A 20,039-nucleotide genomic window follows, 5' to 3' on the forward strand; every position below is an offset into this window, starting at 1 on the left:
CGGCCCTCCGCTCACAGCGTGGGGGTGAGCGTCGCCCCCGCGCCGAAGGCGCGCTCACGCGGGGCGTCCGCGCCCTGCGCGCGGGCGGCGGCCAGGCGGTGGACGGCGCCGGTGAGCGCCTGGGGCGGCATGGTGAAGGGAAGCCTGAGATAGCGCTCCAGCGTGCCGTCCACGCCGAACCAGGGCCCGGGCGCGAGGCGCACGCCCCGGGCCGCGGCGGCGTCGGCCAGCGGCGTGGCCACGGGGGCCTCCAGCCGCACCCACAGCGACCCGCCTCCGGCCGGCACCGTGAAGTCCCACTCGGGCATCCGGTCGCGCAGGGCCTCGACCAGCGCCGAGCGGGAGGCCCCGAGCAGGCGGCGTCGCTCGGCCCTGGTCTCCTCGATGCGGCCGAACAGGTGCGCCACCACGAGCTGCTCGAACAGCGGCGCGGCGATGTCCACCGAGGCGCGCAGCACGGCCAGGCGGCGCACCAGGGCGGCGGTGGTCCGGATCCAGCCGATACGCAGCCCGCCCCACCACAGCTTGGACGCCGAGCCGATGCTGATCACCCGGCCGTCGGTGTCGAAGGCCGCGAGCGGGGAGGTGGGCGGCACCTCGTCGATCGCGGTCTCCGCCCAGCTCTCGTCCGACACCAGCGTCGTGTCGTACCGCCGCGCCGCGCCGGCCAGGGCGGCGCGGTCGGCGTCGGACATCAGCCATCCCGTCGGGTTCTGGAAGTCGGGGATGACGTAGGCCAGCCGCGCCGCCGACTGCCGCATGGCGCAGGTCATCAGGTCGAGGTGCCGGCCGTCGTCGGGGATGCCGACCGGCACCAGGCGCGCGCCGCGCAGGCGGGCGGAGTCGAGCACGTGCGGGTAGGTGGGCGACTCGACGAGCACCGGGTCGCCCTGGGAGGCCAGCAGCGTCGTCAGCAGGTGGATGGCGTGCTGGGCGCCCGCGGTGATCATGATCTGGTCGGGCCGGGTCGCCAGGCCGTGCTGCTCGTAGCGGGCCGCGACGCGCTCGCGCAGTTCGGGGATGCCGACGGGGTGGTAGCCCATGCCGAGGGTGTGGCGGGGGTAGGCCTCGGTCGCGGCGGCGACGGCGTCCGGAAGCAGGGCCGTGGCGGGCGGGGCCGCGGAGTGCAGCGGCACCAGGCCGTCGTCGTTGCCCGCGATCCACGGGCTCTCGGTGCCCAGGGCCCCGGGGTCGGGCAGGGTGGTCCAGCTTCCCGCCCCCCGCCGGCTCTCCAGGTAGCCGCGCTCGCGCAGCCGGTCGTAGGCCGCGGTGACGGTCGTCCTGCTCACGCCGAGCGCCTCCGCCAGGTGGCGCTCGGCCGGCATGCGGACCCTGGTCGGCAGCCGCCCGTCCAGGATGAGGCCGCGCACCGACTCGGCGAGCGCGCGGTAGAACGGCCGGGCGGCGGGGTCGACGTCCACGAGCCGGGCGAGCTGTGGCCCGCTGAGATAGCGCTCCATAAGGCCACTTTCTCTGATTGGCCCTTTAGTGACAAGCCAATCCGCCCGACCATTGGTACCACTATGAGCGAAGCATCCCTCCCCCACCTCGGGTCACTCCCCAACCGCCTGCTGCGCCTCTACACCGGTCTCGCGCTCTACGGGGCGGGCATCGGCCTTCAGGTGGAGTCCGCACTTGGCAACGACCCCTGGGACGTGTTCCACCAGGGCCTCTCGGTGCGGACCGGCTGGTCGATCGGAACGTGGATCATCCTGGTCGGCGCGCTGGTGATGGTGTTCTGGATCCCCCTGCGGCAGCGTCCCGGAATCGGCACGGTGAGCAACATCGTCCTGCTCGGCCTGTTCGCCGACCTCACCATCTGGCTGTCGCCCACTCCCGAGCCGCTCGCCGTGCGCTGGATCTACCTGCTGTCGGCCGTGGTGTTCATCGCCGTCGCCACCGGCCTCTACATCGGCGCCGGCCTCGGCCCCGGGCCCCGGGACGGCCTGATGACGGGGCTGAACCGGCTCGGCCTGTCGATCCGCGTGGCCCGCACCCTCATCGAGGTGACCGTCCTGGTGGCCGGATGGCTGCTCGGCGGCACCGTGGGCGTCGGCACGGTGGTCTTCGCCGTGGCCATCGGACCGCTCACGCAGATGTTCATGCCGCTGATGCGTCCTCGACCGGACGTGACGCGGCCGTAGCCTACTAGCGTGACCACCATGCGGATCGAGGACTACGCCATCATCGGCGACATGCAGTCGGCCGCCCTCGTCGGGCGAGACGGTTCGGTCGACTGGCTCTGCCTGCCCCGTTTCGACTCCCCCGCCTGCTTCGCCTCCCTGCTCGGCGACGAACGCAACGGCCACTGGTGGATCGGCCCGGCCGGCCCCGAGCGGCGGCTCAGCACCCGGCGTCGCTACCGGGAGAACACGCTGATCCTGGAGACCGAGTGGGACACCGAGAGCGGCACGGTGCGCGTCACCGACTTCATGCCGCCCCGGGAGGCCAACCCCGACCTGGTGCGCATCGTCGAGTGCGTGTCGGGCAGCGTCGACATGGCCACGCAGATCCGCATCCGGTTCGACTACGGGCGCATCGTGCCCTGGGTGCGGCGCAGCGACGGCCTGCTGCAGGCGGTCGGCGGGCCCGACTCCGTCTGGCTGCACTCCCCCGTGCCGCTGCAGGGCGGCGACTACGCCCACAAGGCGTCGTGGCGGATGTCGGCCGGCGACCGCCTGGCGTTCGTGTTCATCTGGCACCCCTCCCACTCACCCAGGCCCGAGCTGGTCGACCCGGTCGAGGAGCTGGAGGAGACCGAGGCCATCTGGCACGAGTGGGTGGGCAGGTCCGACCCCAAGGTGGAGGACCAGTGGCGTGACGCGGTGGTCCGCTCGCTGATCACCCTGAAGGGGCTCACCTACGCCCCCACCGGCGGCATCGTCGCGGCGGCGACCACCTCGCTGCCGGAGGACCTCGGCGGGGTGCGCAACTGGGACTACCGCTACTGCTGGCTGCGCGACGCCACGATGACGCTGGACGCGCTGATCGACGCCGGGTACATCGACGAGGCGCGCGACTGGCGCGAGTGGCTGTTGCGCGCCATCGCCGGCCGCCCCCAGGACCTGCAGATCATGTACGGCGTGGCCGGGGAGCGCCGCCTGCCCGAGATGGAGCTCCCCTGGCTGGAGGGCTACGAGGACTCCCGGCCGGTGCGCATCGGCAACGCCGCCGTCGACCAGCTCCAGCTCGACGTCTACGGCGAGGTGATGAACTGCCTGTACGTGTCGAGGGCGTCGGGGCTGTCGGCGATCTCGCGCACCTGGGCGATCCAGCGCTCGCTGATGGACTTCCTGGAGTCGCACTGGGACGAGCCCGACGAGGGGCTGTGGGAGGTGCGCGGGCCGCGCCGCCACTTCGTGCACTCCAAGGTCATGGCCTGGGTGGCGGCCGACCGCTCGGTACGCCAGGTAGAGCGGTTCGGCCAGAACGGCCCGGTCAGGCGCTGGCGGGCGCTGCGCGCCCGCATCCACGCCGAGGTGCTGGAGAAGGGCTACGACCCCGTGAGGAACACCTTCACCCAGTCCTACGGCTCTCGCGAGCTCGACTCCGCCCTGCTGCTGATCCCGCACACCGGGTTCCTGCCGGTCGACGACCCCCGGGTCCTGGGCACCATCGAGGCCGTCGAGCGCGAGCTGATGTCCGACGACTTCCTGCTGCGCTACCCGATCGCCCACACCAACTCCGTCGACGGCCTGCCCGGCGGCGAGGGGGCGTTCCTGGCGTGCAGCTTCTGGCTGGCCGAGGCCAAAGCCATGGTGGGCAGGCGGCGCGAGGCGGTGGAGCTGTTCGAGCGGCTGCTTGCGCTGCGCAACGACGTCGGCCTGCTGGCGGAGGAGTACGACCCGCGCTACGGCCGGCTGGTCGGCAACTTCCCCCAGGCCTTCAGCCACGTCCCGCTCATCCACACCGCGCACACCCTGTCACGGCCCACCGGCGCCCCCCGCTACGCCGAGCTGATCTAGCGGGGCACGTCTTAGGAGCGGGGCGGACGACCACGCGCTCGCCGGCTCTGCGCCCCGGGGCTAGCGCCCCCGGGCCAGGTCGGCGAGCAGGCGGGCGAACTCGGGCGGCGGGGCGACCACCAGGCGGCGCTGGCCGTTCTGGACGACCAGGTCGGCCTGGATGCGGGTCAGCCGGCCGTGGTTCCACCAGTAGACGTGCGGGCTGAGGCCGTCGTCGCGGGAGCGGTACTCGTGCCGGGCGAACAGCCACAGCCGCTCGATCGCGCGCATCACCGAGATGCCGCCGATCGGGTGCACGACCATCTCGTCCGGGTGCGGCAGCGCCACCATGACCCCGTCGGGCGAGGCCAGCACGTAGTCGGCGATGCGGCGCAGGTGCGCCGCCGCGCCGCCGGCCGAGCCGGTCAGCCGCCAGGCCGCGGTGCCGTCCAGGTCGAGGCGCTCGGCCGTCAGCCGCTCGTCGGCCAGCACGTTGCCGGTGGCCAGGTCGAGGGCCTCGGCCGGCGTGATCGGCCAGCAGAACGCCTCCTCCGGCCGCACCGGGCGCCCCGACACCGTGAGGATCTCCACCAGGTCGGAGCCGACGTGCCGGCCGATCACGCGGGCGGGGTCGTCGCCGAGGCTGTCGGCGAGCACCACCCGGGTGCGCAGCAGTGAGCGGACCTGGGCGAGGTCGCACACGTCGGGCAGGTCGTCGCTGCGCGCGACCGCGCGGGCCAGGTGCTCCGACACCAGCACCGGCCAGTCCTCGCGCGAACGCCGCGCCGCCTCGCGGCGCAGCCCCGAGAGCCGCACCGTGACACGGCGCGGCCCCGACAGGACCAGCGAGGCCCCGCCGGGCTCGAACACACAGTCGTACCCGAGATTGCCGGCCACCAGGCCGAGCAGCGAATCGAGATCGACATCCTCGACCCGGCGCCCGGGGACGCCCCCCCGCCGGCCCCCAAGCCGCCTGAACAAGCCCAACACAGGCTCCCAACGTGCGCTGTCTACCCCCGGACCAGGGACTACAGTGCCGTGGCGGGGTCGCGGAACAGGCAAGTCAAAGAGCACGATTCGGTATCAATGACCGCGTCGGCTCCCATCCACGCGGTGAACTGTGGGACCCCGTGGCCGATCGGCAGCCCGGCGATGATCGGCACGCCCAGCGGCGCGAGCCGGTCCATCAGCACGGGTATCGGGTCGCCGCACCTCTCCCAGGAGCCCAGCACGAAGCCGATGGCGCCGTCGAGGCAGCCCGCCTGCAACAGCTGGGTCAGCATGCGGTCGACGCGGTACGGCTCCTCGCCGACGTCCTCCAGCAGCACGATGTGCCCCTCGGAGCGCAGGCTGTACGGGGTGCCGCACAGCGAGGCGAGCAGGGACAGGTTGCCGCCGGTGAGCGGCCCTTCGGCGTACCCGGGCACGATCACGCGGTCGCCGGCCACCGCGCCGGGCTCCTCCCCCTCGAACAGCGAGGAGTACAGGTGCGACAGCGAGTCGGCGTCGGGCCCCTCGGGGTCGCCCAGCGTCTGGCACGCCGGCATGGGCCCGAAGCAGCTCGCCACGCCCAGTCGCACGGCGAACGCCTGGTGCAGGGCGGTGACGTCGCTTGAGCCGAGCAGGATCTTGGGCCGGGCGGCCGCCATGGCGGGCCAGTCGAACAGCTCCAGGATGCGGGTCGCCCCGTACCCGCCCCGGGCGCAGATCACGGCCCGGATCTCGGGGTCGCACCAGGCTTCCTGGATGTCGGCGGCGCGTCCGGCGTCGGAGCCGGCCAGGTAGCCGCGCCGGTTCAGCACCCGCGGCATGACCTCCACCCGCAGGCCGATCTGCGCGAGGACGTGGCGGCCGTGCGCCAGCCTGACCGGGTCGACCGGCCCGGACGGGGCGACGACGGCCACGCGGTCGCCCGGCCGCAGGCGTCCGGGGATCCAGAGCCGGGCGGTCATCGCCGGGCTCCGGCCCGAGCGGCGCGGCCCACGGGATGACCGGAATGCGATGATCTATCGTGGGTATAACACCGGTATTGTGGGGAAATGCCGCCTCTGGCGAGCATGCTTACGCAGGTGGCGCCCCTCGGCCCCGGCGGGCCGGGCATGGCCGGTTCGTTCACCTCGCAAAGGGTGTCAGACTGTCCTCAGTTATGCGACCCCCGCCCCATATCCTCGTGGTCAACGGCATCAAAGTCCGGCGGCCCGTGTTCGTGCTCGGCGCCCCGCACTCCGGCGTGGCCCAGCTCGCGCGTGCTCTGAAACGCTCCCCCGGCTTCCACGTCACCATGGGCAGAGCGGCGGTCGCACACGTGGTCTACGCCTTCGCGCGCCGCCCCTCGATCATGCGGCGCAAGGGCGGCGGAGCCGTCCGCGTGCTGCGCGACGCGCTCGCGGAGGCCTGGCAGATCGTCCCGGGCGCCTGCGAGGAGTGCCCGGCCTCCTGCCGCGAGGCCGGAGCGGTCACCGGCGACGGCCCGTGCGCCGCCCCCGGCGGCGTGGTGCGCTTCGCCGACGCCAACCCCGACCTCCTGTACAGCGCGCCCGTGCTGCTCCAGGCGTTCCCCGACGCCCGCCTGGTCCAGCTCATCCGCGACGGCAGGGACGTCACGGCCGACATGCTGGCCGACCGCGCCTCCATGAGCTGGTCCAGGCCCGGAATGATCAGCGAGGAGACCGAGTTCCCCAACCCCTTCCTCGGCGTGAACGCCGCCGAGCACCTGGACAAGTGGGCCGACATGGACGGGGCGGGCAAGTGCGCCCTGCGCTGGCGCAGCGCCGTGCGCCTGAGCGCCGCGCTGCGCCGCGAGATGCCGCGCGACCAGCTCCTGACCGTGCGCTACGAGGACCTGGCGTCCTCGCCGGAGGAGACGATGGGCACGATCTCCGGGTTCCTGGAGACCCGCGTCTCCACGGTGGCGCTGTACGGCGCGGCGGCCCCCAAGGTGGGCGCGTGGCGCACCCGGCTCAGGCCTGAGGAGGCGGCGCTGGTGGAGCGGATCGCCAAGGAGGAGCTCGCCCGCCTCGGCTACTCCCCTGCCCCCCGCGGCGGCGCGCGTCCCTGACCGCGGGACATCCCGCCTCACCTCACGCCTCTCGCACGAGGGCGACCGCGACCCGGCCGTGCGACGCCCCGCGGGTGGCCGGCGGCGCGGCGTTCTACCGCTGGTGCTCGAACTGCGTGCGGTAGAGCTCGGCGTAGGCGCCGCCCGCGGCGAGCAGCTTCTCGTGGCCGCCGCGTTCGACCACGCGGCCGTCGTGGACGACCAGGATGGTGTCCGCCTCGCGGATCGTGGAGAGCCGGTGGGCGATCACCAGTGACGTCCTGCCCGCCAGCGCGGTCTTCAGCGCCTGCTGGACGGCGGCCTCGGACTCCGAGTCCAGGTGCGCGGTGGCCTCGTCCAGCACGACCACACTCGGCGCCTTCAGCAGCAGGCGGGCCAGGGCGATGCGCTGCTTCTCCCCGCCCGACAGCCGGTAGCCGCGGTCGCCCACGACCGTGTCGAGCCCCTCGGGCAGCGACTCGATCAGCTCGCCGATCTGGGCCGCGCGCAGCGCCTCCCAGATGTCGTCGTCGCTCGCCCCCGGCCGGGCGTACCGCAGGTTGGCCCCGATCGTGTCGTGGTACAGGTGGGCGTCCTGCATGACGACCCCGACGGTGTCGCGCAGCGACGCCAGGGTGGCCTCGCGCACGTCGAGTCCGTTGATGCGCACCGCGCCCTCGGTGACGTCGTACAGCCGGGAGACCAGCGAGGTGATCGTGGTCTTGCCCGCGCCGGAGTGGCCCACCAGGGCGATCAGCTCCCCTGGCGCGGCGGTGAAGCTCACGCCCTTCAGCACCTCCTGCCCGGGGCCGGTGTCGGGTCTGGCCACCGACTCCAGCGAGGCCAGCGACACCTCCTCGGCGCCCGGGTAGCGGAAGCGGACGTCGTCGAACTCGATGGTGACCGGCCCGCCGGGCAGCGGCCTGGCGTCGGGGCTCTCGGAGACCATCGGCGGCAGGTCGAGCACCTCGAAGACCCGGTCGAAGCTGACCAGCGCGGTCATCACGTCCACGTGGACGTTGGACAGGCTCGTCAGCGGGCCGTACAGGCGCATCAGCATCGCCGCGAGCGCCACCAGGGTGCCGACCTCGAAGGTGCCCTCGACCACCAGCGCCCCGCCCACGCCGTACACCAGCGCGGTCGCCAGCGCGGCGACCAGGCCGAGCGCGACCCGGAACACGGTGGCGTACATGCCGACGGTGATGCCGAGGTCGCGCACCTTGCCCGCGCGCTGGGCGAAGTGGGACGCCTCGTCCTCCGGCCGGCCGTACAGCTTGGCGACCATCGCCCCGGCGACGTTGAAGCGCTCGGTCATGACCGAGCTCATCTCGGCGTCCAGCACCATCTGGTCGCGGGTCAGCCCGGACATGCGGCGCCCGACCCAGCGTGCGGGGAAGACGAAGATCGGCAGCAGGACCAGGGCGACCAGCGTGACCTGCCAGGACAGGATCAGCATGGCGCCGAGCACCATCACCAGGCTGACCACGTTGGACACCACGGTCGACAGCGTGCTGGTCAGCGCGCGCTGGGCGCCGATCACGTCGCTGTTGAGGCGGGAGACCAGCGCGCCGGTCTGGGCCCGCATGAAGAACGCCACCGGCATGCGCTGCACGTGGTCGAAGACCTCGGTGCGCAGGTCGTAGATCAGGCCTTCGCCGACGCGTGAGGAGAACCAGCGCTGGAGCAGGCTCAGGCCGGCGTCGGCGACCGCCAGGCCGGCGATCACCCCGGCCAGCATGACCACCACGTCGGTGCGGCGGGGCATGATGCCCTCGTCGATGATCGCCTTGAGCAGCAGCGGGTTGGCGATCACGATCATCGCGTCGAGCACCACCAGGGCCAGGAACGCCGCGATGTACTTGCGGTAGGGCCCGGCGTACCTGGCGATGCGCGGCACCGTGCCCGGCGTGAGCCGCTCCTTGGTGATCGAGCTGTCCCGCCTCAGGGACCGCATCACCTGGGGCCCGTATCCCCCGCCCAACATCGACATCGTCGCCCCTCGCCCATTCCTCCGCCGCGCCCGGACCAGAGTGATCGGCCTCCGGCTCTCCCTCCGCCGCAGCGCGAACGGCGGCCCGCGGATTCCCGGGTCAGCTCAGGGCGAACGATCACTGCGCGACGGCTGCGGATGATTCCCCCATCGCGGCCTTCCCCCGGGCGAACCCGGCGGGGTCCCCGGCCCTTCCCGCCCGCCGTACCCGTGCCGGTCAGGCCGTGCCCGGCCGCTCCCCTCGGCCGAACAGCGCGCGGATGCGCTTCGCCTGCTCGACCCCCTCGGCCGCGGCCTGCTCCTCCAGCGTCCGATCGGCCGCGCCCATCAGGAGGCGCTTGGTCGCCGTGGCCGCGTCCCTGTCGGTGGACAGCAGGGCGGTGGCCAGCTCGCGCACGGCCGCGCCGAGCCCGTCGCGCGGCACCACGCGTTCGGCCAGCCCGAGGCGCAGCGCCTCCTCGGCCGCCACCACGCGGGCCGTCAGGCAGATCTCCACGGCCCTCGCCGTCCCGACCAGTTCGACCAGCGGCTTCGTGCCGGTGAGGTCGGGCACCAGCCCGAGTGCGGGCTCCTTCATGCACAGCTTGGCGTCGTCCGCGAGGATGCGCAGATCGCAGGACAGGGCTAGTTGGAATCCGGCCCCGATCGCATGTCCCTGAACCGCCGCGATCGACACGATGTCAGGCCGGCGCAGCCACAGGAAGCCCTGCTGGGCCTCCTTGACGCGCGCCTCCAGCCCTCCGTCGCCGAACGCGGCCGCGGACGCGAACGAGCCCTGCCCCGGCACTCCCTGCGGGGTGAACATCCGCAGGTCGATCCCCGCTGAGAAGGACGGCCCCTCGCCTTGGACCACGACGACACGCACCTCGGGCGGCAGGGTTCTGCCGATCCGTGCCAGAACCGACCAGGTGGCGAACGTCTGCGCGTTCCGCTTCTCCGGCCGGTCGAGTGTGATCGTCGCGATCTCGCCGTCCACCTCGAAGCGCAGACCGACCTCCGTGAGCTCATCACCGCCGGGCGGGGTCTCCGCCCCGCCGCGCGCTCCGGCCACGCCTTCCGGCGCACCGTCGTCGCCCGGCCCGGCACCATGTGCCACCGAGGTCGTCGCCGAACTCCCCCCCAGCGTCGCTTCCGGCATCGCCCGCTCCATCCGTGTATGTCGCCACGTTCTCTCGCCCGCACCTGGACGAGGTACCCGAATCGGATTCTACCGAGGCCGGGTGGAACGGGGCCGGACACACGGGGGACGAGCGGCTGCGGTCGCGCGTTTCCGAGGCGGTTTCTAGCGCTTCGACTTACCTCGGGTGGCCCCGCCGCGCCCCCGCAGAGTCACGCCGGACTCGCTGAGAATGCGGTGGATGAACCCGTATGACCTGCCGGTGGAAGCCGCCAGGGCGCGGATGCTCTCGCCCGCGGCATAGCGCTTCTTAAGGTCGGCGGCCAGTTTTTCACGGTCGGCCCCGGTTACCCGGGTGCCCTTCTTCAGAGTCTCGGCCACGAGTACCTCCTGTAGTGCCAGACTTCCGCAGCGTTACTCACGCCATGATCAGTCATTTCGGCCGGATCGGCTACCTACTCCATGGGAAAAGATCCGTACCCGCTCAAATTACGATCAGGCAAGTGCCACAAGATCGGAAAATTCCTCACTCCACGCGTCTTCGACTCCGTCCGGCAGCAAGATCACCCTATCCGGTCGTAGGGCATGCACAGCCCCCTCATCGTGCGTAACTAGGACAATTGCTCCAGAATACGACGACAATGCGGACAGGACCTGATCGCGGCTCACCGGGTCGAGGTTGTTCGTGGGCTCGTCCAGCAGCAGGACGTTGGCGCTCGACAACACCAGCGTGGCCAGGGCCAGGCGCGTCTTCTCGCCTCCCGACAGCACCGAGGCCGGCTTGTCGGCGTCGTCCCCGGAGAACAGGAACGACCCCAGGACCTTGCGCAGCACGACGTCGGCGACGTCGGACCCGGCCGAGCGCATGTTCTCCAGCACGCTGCGTTCGGGATCGAGGGTCTCGTGCTCCTGGGCGTAGTAGCCGAGCTTGAGGCCGTGACCGGGGCGGACCTCGCCGGTGTCGGGCTTCTCCAGGCCACCCAGCATGCGCAGCAGCGTGGTCTTCCCGGCGCCGTTGAGCCCGAGGACGACCACGCGGCTCCCCCGGTCGACGGCGGCGTCGACGTCGGTGAAGACCTCCAGCGACCCGTAGGACTTCGACAGGCCGGTCGCCGACAGCGGCGTGCGCCCGCACGGCGCGGGGTCGGGGAAGCGCAGCTTGGCGACCTTGTCGCTGCGGCGCTCCTCCTCGACGCCCGCCAGCAGGCGCCGGGCCCGGCGCTCCATGTCCTGCGCGGCCTTGGCCTTGGTGGCCTTGGCGCGCATGCGGTCGGCCTGCGACATCAGCTGGGAGGCCTGGCGTTCGGCGTTGGCCCGCTCGCGCTTTCTGCGGCGCTCGTCGGTCTCCCGCTGGCCCAGATAGGTGGTCCAGCCGACGTTGTAGGTGTCGACGACGCAGCGGTTGGCGTCCAGGTGCAGCACCCTGTTGACCGTCGCTTCAAGTAGACCCACATCGTGGCTGATAATGATCAAGCCGCCCTGGTGAGATCGTAAAAAATCACGAAGCCACCCGATTGAGTCTGCATCGAGGTGGTTTGTCGGCTCGTCAAGCAGGAGAGTCTCCGCTCCGCTGAAAAGAATGCGGGCGAGTTCCACCCGGCGGCGCTGCCCTCCGGACAGTGTCTCCAGGGGCTGGCCGAGCACCCGGTCGGGCAGCCCGAGGCTGGAGGCGATGGAGGCGGCCTCGGACTCGGCCGCGTACCCGCCGAGGACGTGCAGCCGGTCCTCCAGGCGACCGTACGCGCGCACGGCGCGGTCGCGGACGCGGTCGTCGGCGGAGGCCATGCCGCCCTCGGCCTCGCGCAGTTCGCGCAGCACCTCGTCGAGGCCGCGGGCCGACAGGATGCGGTCGCGGGCGAGCACCTGGAGGTCGCCGGTGCGGGGATCCTGCGGCAGGTAGCCGACGCTGCCGGTGGTGCTCACCGTGCCGGCGGCGGGCAGCCCCTCACCGGCCAGCACCTTGCACAGCGTGGTCTTGCCCGCGCCGTTGCGGCCCACCAGGCCGATGCGGTCGCCCGGGTTCACCCGGAAAGACGCCCCCTCGATGAGCAGGCGGGAACCGGCGCGCAGTTCGATGTCGGACGCGATGATCATGATGAGGGAAACACTCCCAGAGCGGGGAACGAGGAAGAGGACGTGCGGGCGGGCAGAACCGCATCACCGGGCGGCCCGGCCCGCTTTCAGTGGTGCGCCGATCAATCGGGAGTGCGCATCCCCCTAGTGTACGGCCGCCCCCACCCGCCAACTCATGAATAACCCCCCACCCCGCACCCCCGAAACCCGCCACCCCGCGGCGACTCACGAGGCGTCCACGCGGACCGGGCGAAAGCGCCTGTGGGAGCGCGGCGCGGGTGGTCAGGGGGTGGGGGTGTCCAGGAGGCGGACGCGGACGGCGCGGAACCGACTTGGGGTGTCCTGCAGGATCGACAGCCTGGGGTCGGGGACGTCGAGGAAGGGGGCGCACTCCAGGGCGAAGACGGGGGCGAGCCGGCGGTCTTCGCGCAGCGCTTCCATGGCCCGGCGGTCGCCGCCCAGCACCACCGCGTCCAGGGCCTTCAGCTGGGGGACGAGCACCCGCACGGCGACGTCGGCCGCGGCGCGCACGGCCTCGTTCGCCTGCTTCTCCCTGCGCCGGGCGAAGCGATGCTGGGACCAGCCGCCCGCCGCGCTGCGCCCGTGCACCAGCCGGGAGCCGACCTTGGACGCCACCAGCCGATCCCCCTCGAACACCCCCGCCGCGTGCCCGCCCAGGCGGACCAGCAGCACCCCGACCCGCCGCTCCGCGACCGCGTGCGCCACCAGCGCTGACAGGAGCTCCGCCTCACCGCCCGGATCCCCGCCGCCGGACGAGAGCTCGCCGCCGCGCGCGTTCTCGCGGACGGACGGAAGCTGGCCGCCGGACGAAGGCTCGCCGCCGGACTCGCTCTCGCGGACGGACGGAGGCTCGCCGCCGGGAGTGACGCCGCCGGGCGGGGTTCCGACGGCGGATGGGGGGACGCGCAGGGGCGGGAAGGGCACGTGACACTCGGCGACGGCCCCGTCCTCCGCTTCGAGCCGCACGAAGTCGTCGCGCAGGGCGGCCCGCGCGGGCCCGTGCCGCTCGGTGAAACCGCGCAGCCATCCTTCGAGGCGGCCGGGGGCGACCGACACCCACCGTCCCCCGCCCGCCGCCGGTCGTGACGCCATGCCCCGGCACAGTACCGGACCGCCCGCCCGCGCCCGGCGGAGCCCACCCGGGACGGATCGCGGGCGGTGATCGCCCCTGGTTGATCAATCACTCACGGTGAGGCCGTGCCGGTCGGCCGGTGAAGACAGCGTCTCCCGCAACAGTCGGAGAAATGTCGGTGAATTCACCCTCTGTCGGTATCAAATGGCCACAAAACCCCTGGACAATCCCGTATGTGACGGTCCCCGCACACCTCCCGGCCGCCTCGCCCGTGGTGCCCGCCACGATCTCCCACCGCCCTCTCCATTCCCGGGACCTTCCGTGCCCTCCTCCCCGTTCCCGCCGCCCCGGCACTCCTCCTTCCCGCCCGGCCCTCCCCAGGACGAGGACGTCCACGGGAGCTTCCTGCCGATCGTCGACCTCGACTCCGGCGGCGTGATCGCGGTAGAGGCGACCACCGGGACACCGGGCGGCGGCCCGCCGGGCGGGCTGGGCACCACCGTCGCCGCCGCCCACGCCGCCGCGCGCGAGCAGGCCAGGCTCCCGCTCGTGCTGACCGTGCCCACCGGCGCGGTGATCGGCGGGTCCGGCGCCATGGCGCCGCTGCACGAGGCGATGCGCGCGACCGGCCGGCGTCCGCGCGAGGTCATCCTGGTGATCTCCGGTGACTTCGACGCGCGGGACCGGCGGGCCCTGCTGGTCGGGATGGACGGGCTGCGCACCATCGGCTACCTGGTGGCCGTCGGGGGAATAGGCACGGCGCACCTGCCGCTCGACCTGATCGCCGACGCCTCGCCGTACGCCGCCGTGCTCTCCGCCGAGCTGGTGGAGCGGATCGCGCGCGATGTCCGGCGCGGCGCCGTCGGGGAGGCCGTCGCGCACCTGGCCAAGGGCCTGGGGATCCACGTGCTGGCCCCCGGCGTGCGGGACGAGGCCCAGCTCGCGGCGCTGCGCCGCTGGGGCATCAGGCTCGCTCAGGGCCCGCTGCTGGCACCGCCTGACTGGCGTCCCTCGCACGGCCGGGTACACGTCCCCCTCCCGGTGCCCGCCGCGGAGCCGGCGAGCGGCGTGGTCGACCTGGGGCCGCGGGTGCTGGAGTTCCTGCTTCCGGCGGTGACCCTCGGCACGGACGCCACCGCGCAGGACGTGGTGGACGCGCTCGGCGGCGAGCCGTCGATCACCAGCGTCATCCTGGTGGACGAGTACCAGCGCCCCGTCGGCAGCGTGGACCGCGGCCGCTTCCTGCTGTCCATCTCCGGCCCGTACGGCCACGCCCTGCACGCCAGGCGGCCGGCCCGCCGCCTGGCCGACCCGCCGCGCATCGTCCCGAAGACCACCCCCGCGATCGCCGCCATGCGGGTGGCCGGCAAGGACGGGATCCGCGTGTACGACGACCTGGTGGTGGTCGACGAGGTGGGCCGCTGCATGGGAGTCCTCCACGTCAGCGACCTGATCCGCCACGTCGCCGCCACCCCGCCCCCTCGCTGACCCCTCCCCACGCCCCCTCCGCCGTTGCTCGCACGGCGGCGGGTGGGAGGGAGGCGGAGGGGCGCCTTGGGAAGGCCGCGCCGTAGGCACCATTTGCCCGTGGGCGACATCAGCCCGTGGGCGCCATTTGGCCGTGGGCGACATCAGCCCGTGGGCGCCATTTGGCCGTGGGCGACATCAGCCCGTGGGCACCAGTCGGGGGGCGGGCGGGTCTGGTTCATGGGCGTGGTGTGGGGCGCGCGGGGGGGCTGAGGTGGGACTTGTACGATGAAAGCGGTGTGCCGGGAAGTCTGGTCGGCTCTGGTTCGTCGACCCCGAAAGGGCTTTCATGAGTGAAGTTCGCCGGTACACCCCGAGGCTGTTCGAGCGAGGGGCGTGGGGCGAGGCCCGGCGGGTCGCCGGCGTCCTGCGCAGGGAGACCATCGGCGGGGGGCTGCTGCTGGGCGGCGCGTCGATCGCCGTGGTCTGGGCGAACTCGCCGTGGGCGGGGGCTTATGAGGCGCTGCGCGGCTTCCGCGTCGGGCCGGCCTCCCTGCACCTGGACCTCACGCTGGCCACCTGGGCGGCCGACGGGCTGCTGGCCGTGTTCTTCTTCGTCGCCGGGCTGGAGCTGAAGCGCGAGTTCGTGGCCGGCGACCTGCGCGACCCGTGGCGGGCCGCGGTGCCGGTCGCGGCGGCCTTCGGCGGCATGCTCGTTCCCGCGGCCCTGTATCTGCTGATCGCGGCGGGCAGCGGGGACGGCGCCGCGGCGGGCTGGGCGATCCCGGCCGCCACCGACATCGCGTTCGCGCTGGCGGTGCTGGCGGTCATCGGCCGTCACCTGCCCTCGGCGCTGCGCACCTTCCTGCTCGCCCTGGCCGTGGTGGACGACCTGATCGCGATCGTGATCATCGCCCTCTTCTACACCGAGCAGCTCTCCCCGCTCCCGCTGCTGGTGGCGCTGGCGCCGCTGGGGGCCTTCGCCGCGCTGGTGCGCCGGGGGGTGCGGTCGTGGTGGCTCCTGCTGCCCCTGGCCGCCGTCACCTGGGCGCTGGTCCACGCCTCCGGCGTGCACGCCACCGTGGCCGGGGTGCTGCTGGCCCTGACCGTCCCCGCCATCGGCGGCCTCGTCCGGGGCGACGGCGGCGCGTCCCGGGACGGCGGGCCGGCGCCGGTGCCGCCGAAGCCGAGGCGCGGCGTCTCGGACCTCCTGCCGGTCGGCGGATCGACGGCGTCCATGGCCGCCTCGGTCGCGGACCGCCCCGGCGAGGAGGAGGGCGGGCTCGCGGAGCACTTCGAGCACCGGTTCAGGCCCCTGTCGGCCGGTGTCGCCGTGCCGGTGTTCGCGCTCCTTTCGGCGGGGGTGGTGATCGGCGGGCTGGAGGGGCTGGCGGGCGTGTTCACCGAACCGGTGGCGCTGGGCGTCGTCGTGGGGCTCGTCGTCGGCAAGCCCGTGGGCGTCCTGGCCGCGACCTGGCTGGTGGCCCGGTTCACCCGGGCCGGACTGGACGAGGGGCTGCGCTGGCTGGACGTGGCCGGGCTGTCGGTGCTGGCCGGAATGGGCTTCACCGTGTCGCTGCTCATCGGGGAGCTCAGCTTCGGCGCCGGGGACCCGCGCGCGGCCGGCGTCAAGATGGCGGTCGTCACCGGCTCGTTGATCGCGGCCCTGCTCGCCGCCGTGATCCTCGCCCTGCGGAACCGCGTCTACCGCCGCGTCGCCGAGGCCGAGGCCGCCGACTCGGACGGTGACGGCGTCCCCGACGTCTACCAGAGCCCGGACGGAGACCGGCCTCACGACCACCGGTGACCGCCGCGCGTCCACCGGACCGTCGGCCGACCGGCGCGGCGGCCGACCGGCGCGGCGGCCGACCGGCGCGGCGGCCGACCGGCGCGGCGGGCCGGGGCCTTTACAAAGTAGATCCGGTACAGCCGGAACTCCCCCGCGTCAGGCCACCCCGCCGCACCCGCCGGCGAATCGGTGGGCCGAAGGTCAGAGACGGCAGGCGAAGATGGCGGTGGCCAGCACGGCCTTGGCGCCGATCTCGCCCAGCTGGTCCATGACCTGCTGGTGGCCCTTGCGGGCGACCATGGCCCGGACGGCGACCCAGCCCTCGCGGTGCAGCGGCGAGATCGTGGGGCCCTCCATGCCGGGGGTGATCGCGATGGCCTCGTCGATGCGCTCGGCGCGGATGTCGTACTCGATCATCACGTAGTCGCGGGCCACCAGGACGCCCTGCAGGCGGCGGACGAGCTGGCGGACCCCGCTGGTCTCCTCGGCGCCCGCGCGCTTGATCAGAGCCGCCTGGGAGTGGGCGATCGGATCGCCGAAGACCTCCAGGCCGACGTTGCGCAGGGTGGTGCCGGTCTCCACGACGTCGGCGACGGCGTCGGCGACGCCCAGGCGGATCGCGGTCTCCACCGCGCCGTCGAGCTTGATCACGCGGGCCTCGACGCCGGTCTCGGCCAGGTGCTTGCCGAGCAGGCCGGTGTAGGAGGTGGCGATGCGCATGCCCTGCAGGTCGGCGACCGAGGAGAACGCCCCGGGCCTGGCGGCGAAGCGGAACGTGGAGACGCCGAAGCCGAGCGGCATGAGCTCCTCGGCCGGGGCCCCGGAGTCGAAGAGCATGTCGAGGCCGGTGATGCCGACGTCGAGCGTGCCCTCGCCGACGTAGACGGCGATGTCGCGCGGGCGCAGGAAGAACAGCTCACAGGAGTTGTCGGGGTCGACGACCACGAGCTCCTTGGAGTCCTTGCGCGAGCGGTAGCCCGCCTCTTTCAGGATGGTCTGGGCCGCCTCGGTGAGGGCGCCCTTGTTGGGTACGGCGAGCTTGAGCATGGCGTGGTGGATCCTCCGGATCGGAGAGGCTGCGGGCGAGGCGAGGTCGGCGAAGGCCGGATGACCGGCCTAAAGATGCTTGTAGACCTCGTCGAGCCCGATGCCGCGGGCGATCATGAGAACCTGCACGTGGTAGAGAAGCTGCGAGATCTCCTCGGCCGCGCGGTCGGTGGACTCGTGCTCGGCCGCCATCCAGCTCTCGGCGGCCTCCTCCACGACCTTCTTGCCGATGGCGTGGACCCCGGCGTCCAGGGCGGCGACCGTGCCGGAGCCGGCGGGGCGGGTGCGCGCCTTCTCGGACAGCTCGGAGAACAGCTCTTCGAAGGTCTTCATGGTCTCTCTCACGTCGGTGTGCCTGCCCCCAAGACTAGTCGTCCCGGGACGGAGCACGTGCTAGGCGCACAGAGCGTGACCACACGGGCCAGGGGCGCGGTGCGCCCGTGAGACGGGACCGGCGTCCGCGCGGCCCGCCGATCAGCGGGCCGCGCGGACGCCGATGATGCCCCGTCCGCCGGGTTCGCCGGTCCGCCCGTGGAGTCGGCGTCACCACGGGCGGGCCGGACGTGAGGGTGCCCTGGGCGGACGGGGCCCGGAGGCGGGGCCGGTCGGCGTCGCGACCCCGCCGTCCGTTCTCAGCCGCGGCTCACCGCGGGGCGGCGGCTACGGAAGCACCCACTTCTGGTTGGCTCCGCCGTAGCACTCCCACAGGTGCACGGCGGTGCCGTCGGCGGAGCTGTTGGTGGACACGTCCAGGCACTTGCCGGACTGCGGGTTGACCACCGACCCGTCGGCCTGGGCGACCCAGTTCTGGGCTCCGGTGCCGTTGCAGGTCCACAGCTGGATCCGGGTGCCGTTGGCCGTGCCGCCGTTGGAGACGTCCAGGCACTTGCCGAGCGCCCGGAGCGTCTGGCCGGTCACCGTCCATCGCTGCGCCGGGTTGCCGGCGCACGTCCAGATCTGCACCCGCGTGCCGTCGGCCGTGCCGGCGTTGGAGACGTCCAGGCACTTGCCGGCCAGCCCGGTGATCGGCCCGGTGCCTCCGGTGGCCGGCGGGCCCCCGAGCTCCTTGATCCGGATGTTGCGGAAGGCCACGTCGTCGCCGTCACCGTGGTTCTGGATGCCGATGTGACCCTGCCGCAGGCTGCGCGCCGGGTCGGTGTTCGTGAAGTCGTTGATCTTCGTGCCGTTCAGCAGGAGCTGGACCCGCTCGCCCTCCACCAGCAGCTCGTAGGTGTTCCACTCCCCCGGCGGGTTCAGCGCGGCGTCACGGGCGGCCAGGTCGGCCGACCTGTAGCCGTAGATCGCGCCGGTGGTGCGGTCGGCGGCGTCGGTGGCGTCGATCTGGATCTCGTATCCCTGGTTCACCGCCGACCACGGGTCGGCGCTCGGCGGGAAGCCGATGAAGACGCCGGAGTTGTCGTCGCCGGCCATCCTCCAGTCGAGCTTCAGCGAGTAGGAGCCGTACTCCTTGGCGTCGTACCAGTACAGGCCGAGACCGCCGAAGGAGGTCAGCGTGCCGTCGGCGTTGGTGAAGCCGCCGGGCCCCGCCTGCGACCAGCCGGTCGCCGAGCCGTTGTAGAGGGTGGTGTACCCGGTCTCGGCGCGGCAGTCGGCCTTGGTCTTGCCGGCCGCGTACCGGATGCCGCCCAGCAGGTGGGCGCGGAAGGGCGCCTCGGCGTAGGAGGAGGCCGTGTGGCCGCCGCCGGTGTAGAAGGAGCGCCCGGACCCCTGGGTCTTGCACCAGGCGATCGGGTGGTCGCCGCCCATCGAGCCGCCGGAGTAGGACGACTCGTCGAGCGTGGCCAGCACGCGGGCGCTGGAGCGCGGGTTGGTGCGGTAGTCGTACCACTCGTCGGTGCGCGGCCAGGCGGGGGCCAGGTGCGCGGACGCGGCGTGCGCCCGGTTCTCGACCCGCACGGTGGCCTGCTGGACGGCGGGGTGGGAGGCGAAGTACGCGCCGACGAGCCGGCCGTAGTAGGGCCAGTCGTACTCGGTGTCGGCGGCGGCGTGCACGCCCACGAAGCCCTTGCCCGAGTCGACGTAGGACTCGAACGCGGTCTGCTGCGCGGCGTTCAGCACGTCGCCGGTGGTGCTGAGGAACACCACCGCGCCGTACTGGGCGAGGTTGGCGGTGGTGAACGCCGCGGCGTCCTCGGTGGCGTCGACGGTGAAGCTGTTGGCCGCCCCCAGCTCACGGATGGCCTGCAGACCCGCGGGGATCGAGTCGTGCCGGAACCCGGCGGTCTTGGAGAAGACCAGCACCTTGTAGGGGGTGTCGGCGGCGGCCGCCTGGACCAGGCCGGCGCCGGCGGCCGGGCCCGTGCTCGTGCCGGAGACCGCGTGTGCCGTGCTCGTGCCGGCGACGATCGCGACGCCTGCCGCGGCCAGGGCCAGGGCCCGGCGCAGAAGGTTCTGCACCTCGCACTTCCTTCCTTGGGATGAAGCTCGGGGAGCGCCTTGCGGGTGCGGGCTCCCACCGGGG

General features: G+C 72.9%; 16 protein-coding genes. 5 read left to right on the plus strand and 11 right to left on the minus strand.

Translation table 11 applies throughout. The features are described from left to right. Positions 1 to 11: 11 nt before the first annotated feature. A complete protein-coding gene (locus PYR91_RS32665) occupies positions 12 to 1,460 on the minus strand; it encodes a PLP-dependent aminotransferase family protein (protein WP_279786173.1) in 1,449 nt (482 codons plus the stop codon). Positions 1,461 to 1,523: 63 nt separating this feature from the next. Between PYR91_RS32665 and PYR91_RS32670 the strand changes: the two genes are divergently transcribed. Both PYR91_RS32670 and PYR91_RS32675 read left to right on the plus strand, forming a co-directional pair. Then, positions 1,524 to 2,144 (plus strand): hypothetical protein, encoded by a 621-nt coding sequence (locus tag PYR91_RS32670; protein ID WP_279786175.1) that lies wholly within the window; start codon positions 1,524 to 1,526, stop codon positions 2,142 to 2,144. A gap of 18 nt (positions 2,145 to 2,162) precedes the next feature. Continuing rightward, the gene (locus tag PYR91_RS32675) at positions 2,163 to 3,965 is read left to right on the plus strand and encodes a glycoside hydrolase family 15 protein (RefSeq protein WP_279786414.1); all 1,803 of its coding nucleotides are present in this window, start codon (positions 2,163 to 2,165) and stop codon (positions 3,963 to 3,965) included. A 60-nt stretch (positions 3,966 to 4,025) separates the two neighbouring features. Here PYR91_RS32675 and PYR91_RS32680 read toward each other — a convergent pair whose 3' ends face one another. Beyond that, positions 4,026 to 4,841 carry a hypothetical protein gene (locus PYR91_RS32680; protein WP_279786177.1) on the minus strand — a complete coding sequence of 272 codons (816 nt, stop codon included), beginning with the start codon at positions 4,839 to 4,841 and terminating at the stop codon, positions 4,026 to 4,028. A 131-nt stretch (positions 4,842 to 4,972) separates the two neighbouring features. Beyond that, positions 4,973 to 5,896 carry an LD-carboxypeptidase gene (locus PYR91_RS32685; protein WP_279786179.1) on the minus strand — a complete coding sequence of 308 codons (924 nt, stop codon included), beginning with the start codon at positions 5,894 to 5,896 and terminating at the stop codon, positions 4,973 to 4,975. Positions 5,897 to 6,090: 194 nt separating this feature from the next. Between PYR91_RS32685 and PYR91_RS32690 the strand changes: the two genes are divergently transcribed. Continuing rightward, on the plus strand, positions 6,091 to 7,002 hold the full coding sequence (locus PYR91_RS32690) for a sulfotransferase (protein ID WP_279786180.1): 912 nt from the start codon (positions 6,091 to 6,093) through the stop codon (positions 7,000 to 7,002). A 94-nt stretch (positions 7,003 to 7,096) separates the two neighbouring features. On the opposite strand, the gene PYR91_RS32695 is transcribed toward PYR91_RS32690, so the two are convergent. From PYR91_RS32695 to PYR91_RS32715, 5 genes are all read right to left on the minus strand, one after another. Beyond that, entirely contained in the window at positions 7,097 to 8,971 is a 1,875-nt protein-coding gene (locus PYR91_RS32695) for an ABC transporter ATP-binding protein (protein ID WP_279786182.1), read from the minus strand. Between the two features lie 217 nt (positions 8,972 to 9,188). Then, positions 9,189 to 10,109, minus strand: coding sequence for an enoyl-CoA hydratase/isomerase family protein (locus PYR91_RS32700; protein ID WP_279786184.1), 921 nt, complete (start codon positions 10,107 to 10,109; stop codon positions 9,189 to 9,191). Between the two features lie 144 nt (positions 10,110 to 10,253). Then, positions 10,254 to 10,469, minus strand: a complete 216-nt coding sequence (locus PYR91_RS32705) for a helix-turn-helix domain-containing protein (RefSeq protein WP_093173121.1) — start codon at positions 10,467 to 10,469, stop codon at positions 10,254 to 10,256. A gap of 114 nt (positions 10,470 to 10,583) precedes the next feature. Then, entirely contained in the window at positions 10,584 to 12,182 is a 1,599-nt protein-coding gene (locus PYR91_RS32710; protein ID WP_279786194.1) for an ABC-F family ATP-binding cassette domain-containing protein, read from the minus strand. Positions 12,183 to 12,443: 261 nt separating this feature from the next. Then, a complete protein-coding gene (locus tag PYR91_RS32715; RefSeq protein WP_279786196.1) occupies positions 12,444 to 13,274 on the minus strand; it encodes an acVLRF1 family peptidyl-tRNA hydrolase in 831 nt (276 codons plus the stop codon). A 301-nt stretch (positions 13,275 to 13,575) separates the two neighbouring features. Here PYR91_RS32715 and PYR91_RS32720 point away from each other — a divergent pair, with 301 nt between their 5' ends. Together PYR91_RS32720 and nhaA are read left to right on the plus strand one after the other, a co-directional pair. Then, positions 13,576 to 14,742 (plus strand): EAL domain-containing protein, encoded by a 1,167-nt coding sequence (locus PYR91_RS32720; RefSeq protein ID WP_279786198.1) that lies wholly within the window; start codon positions 13,576 to 13,578, stop codon positions 14,740 to 14,742. Between the two features lie 328 nt (positions 14,743 to 15,070). Continuing rightward, positions 15,071 to 16,528 carry a Na+/H+ antiporter NhaA gene (gene nhaA, locus PYR91_RS32725; protein WP_279786200.1) on the plus strand — a complete coding sequence of 486 codons (1,458 nt, stop codon included), beginning with the start codon at positions 15,071 to 15,073 and terminating at the stop codon, positions 16,526 to 16,528. Between the two features lie 183 nt (positions 16,529 to 16,711). Here the strand turns inward: nhaA and hisG are convergent, their stop codons facing one another. The 3 genes from hisG to PYR91_RS32740 all read right to left on the minus strand — a co-directional run bounded on the left by hisG (position 16,712) and on the right by PYR91_RS32740 (position 19,975). After that, entirely contained in the window at positions 16,712 to 17,557 is an 846-nt protein-coding gene (gene hisG / locus PYR91_RS32730; RefSeq protein ID WP_279786202.1) for an ATP phosphoribosyltransferase, read from the minus strand. Between the two features lie 69 nt (positions 17,558 to 17,626). Continuing rightward, entirely contained in the window at positions 17,627 to 17,890 is a 264-nt protein-coding gene (locus tag PYR91_RS32735) for a phosphoribosyl-ATP diphosphatase (RefSeq protein ID WP_279786204.1), read from the minus strand. A gap of 327 nt (positions 17,891 to 18,217) precedes the next feature. Next, on the minus strand, positions 18,218 to 19,975 hold the full coding sequence (locus PYR91_RS32740; RefSeq protein WP_279786206.1) for a ThuA domain-containing protein: 1,758 nt from the start codon (positions 19,973 to 19,975) through the stop codon (positions 18,218 to 18,220). Between the last annotated feature and the right edge of the window lie 64 nt (positions 19,976 to 20,039).

It is taken from the genome of Sphaerisporangium sp. TRM90804, from assembly GCF_029846175.1.
GTDB lineage: Bacteria > Actinomycetota > Actinomycetes > Streptosporangiales > Streptosporangiaceae > Sphaerisporangium.

Bases quoted from the DNA above. Each gene is read 5' to 3' on its own strand.
- PYR91_RS32665 (WP_279786173.1), bottom strand. From the start codon at position 1,460: ATGGAGCGCTATCTCAGCGGGCCACAGCTCGCCCGGCTCGTGGACGTC.
- PYR91_RS32670 (WP_279786175.1), top strand. From the start codon at position 1,524: ATGAGCGAAGCATCCCTCCCCCACCTCGGGTCACTCCCCAACCGCCTG.
- PYR91_RS32675 (WP_279786414.1), top strand. From the start codon at position 2,163: ATGCGGATCGAGGACTACGCCATCATCGGCGACATGCAGTCGGCCGCC.
- PYR91_RS32685 (WP_279786179.1), bottom strand. From the start codon at position 5,896: ATGACCGCCCGGCTCTGGATCCCCGGACGCCTGCGGCCGGGCGACCGC.
- PYR91_RS32690 (WP_279786180.1), top strand. From the start codon at position 6,091: ATGCGACCCCCGCCCCATATCCTCGTGGTCAACGGCATCAAAGTCCGG.
- PYR91_RS32695 (WP_279786182.1), bottom strand. From the start codon at position 8,971: ATGTCGATGTTGGGCGGGGGATACGGGCCCCAGGTGATGCGGTCCCTG.
- PYR91_RS32700 (WP_279786184.1), bottom strand. From the start codon at position 10,109: ATGCCGGAAGCGACGCTGGGGGGGAGTTCGGCGACGACCTCGGTGGCA.
- PYR91_RS32710 (WP_279786194.1), bottom strand. From the start codon at position 12,182: ATGATCATCGCGTCCGACATCGAACTGCGCGCCGGTTCCCGCCTGCTC.
- PYR91_RS32715 (WP_279786196.1), bottom strand. From the start codon at position 13,274: ATGGCGTCACGACCGGCGGCGGGCGGGGGACGGTGGGTGTCGGTCGCC.
- nhaA (WP_279786200.1), top strand. From the start codon at position 15,071: ATGAGTGAAGTTCGCCGGTACACCCCGAGGCTGTTCGAGCGAGGGGCG.
- hisG (WP_279786202.1), bottom strand. From the start codon at position 17,557: ATGCTCAAGCTCGCCGTACCCAACAAGGGCGCCCTCACCGAGGCGGCC.
- PYR91_RS32735 (WP_279786204.1), bottom strand. From the start codon at position 17,890: ATGAAGACCTTCGAAGAGCTGTTCTCCGAGCTGTCCGAGAAGGCGCGC.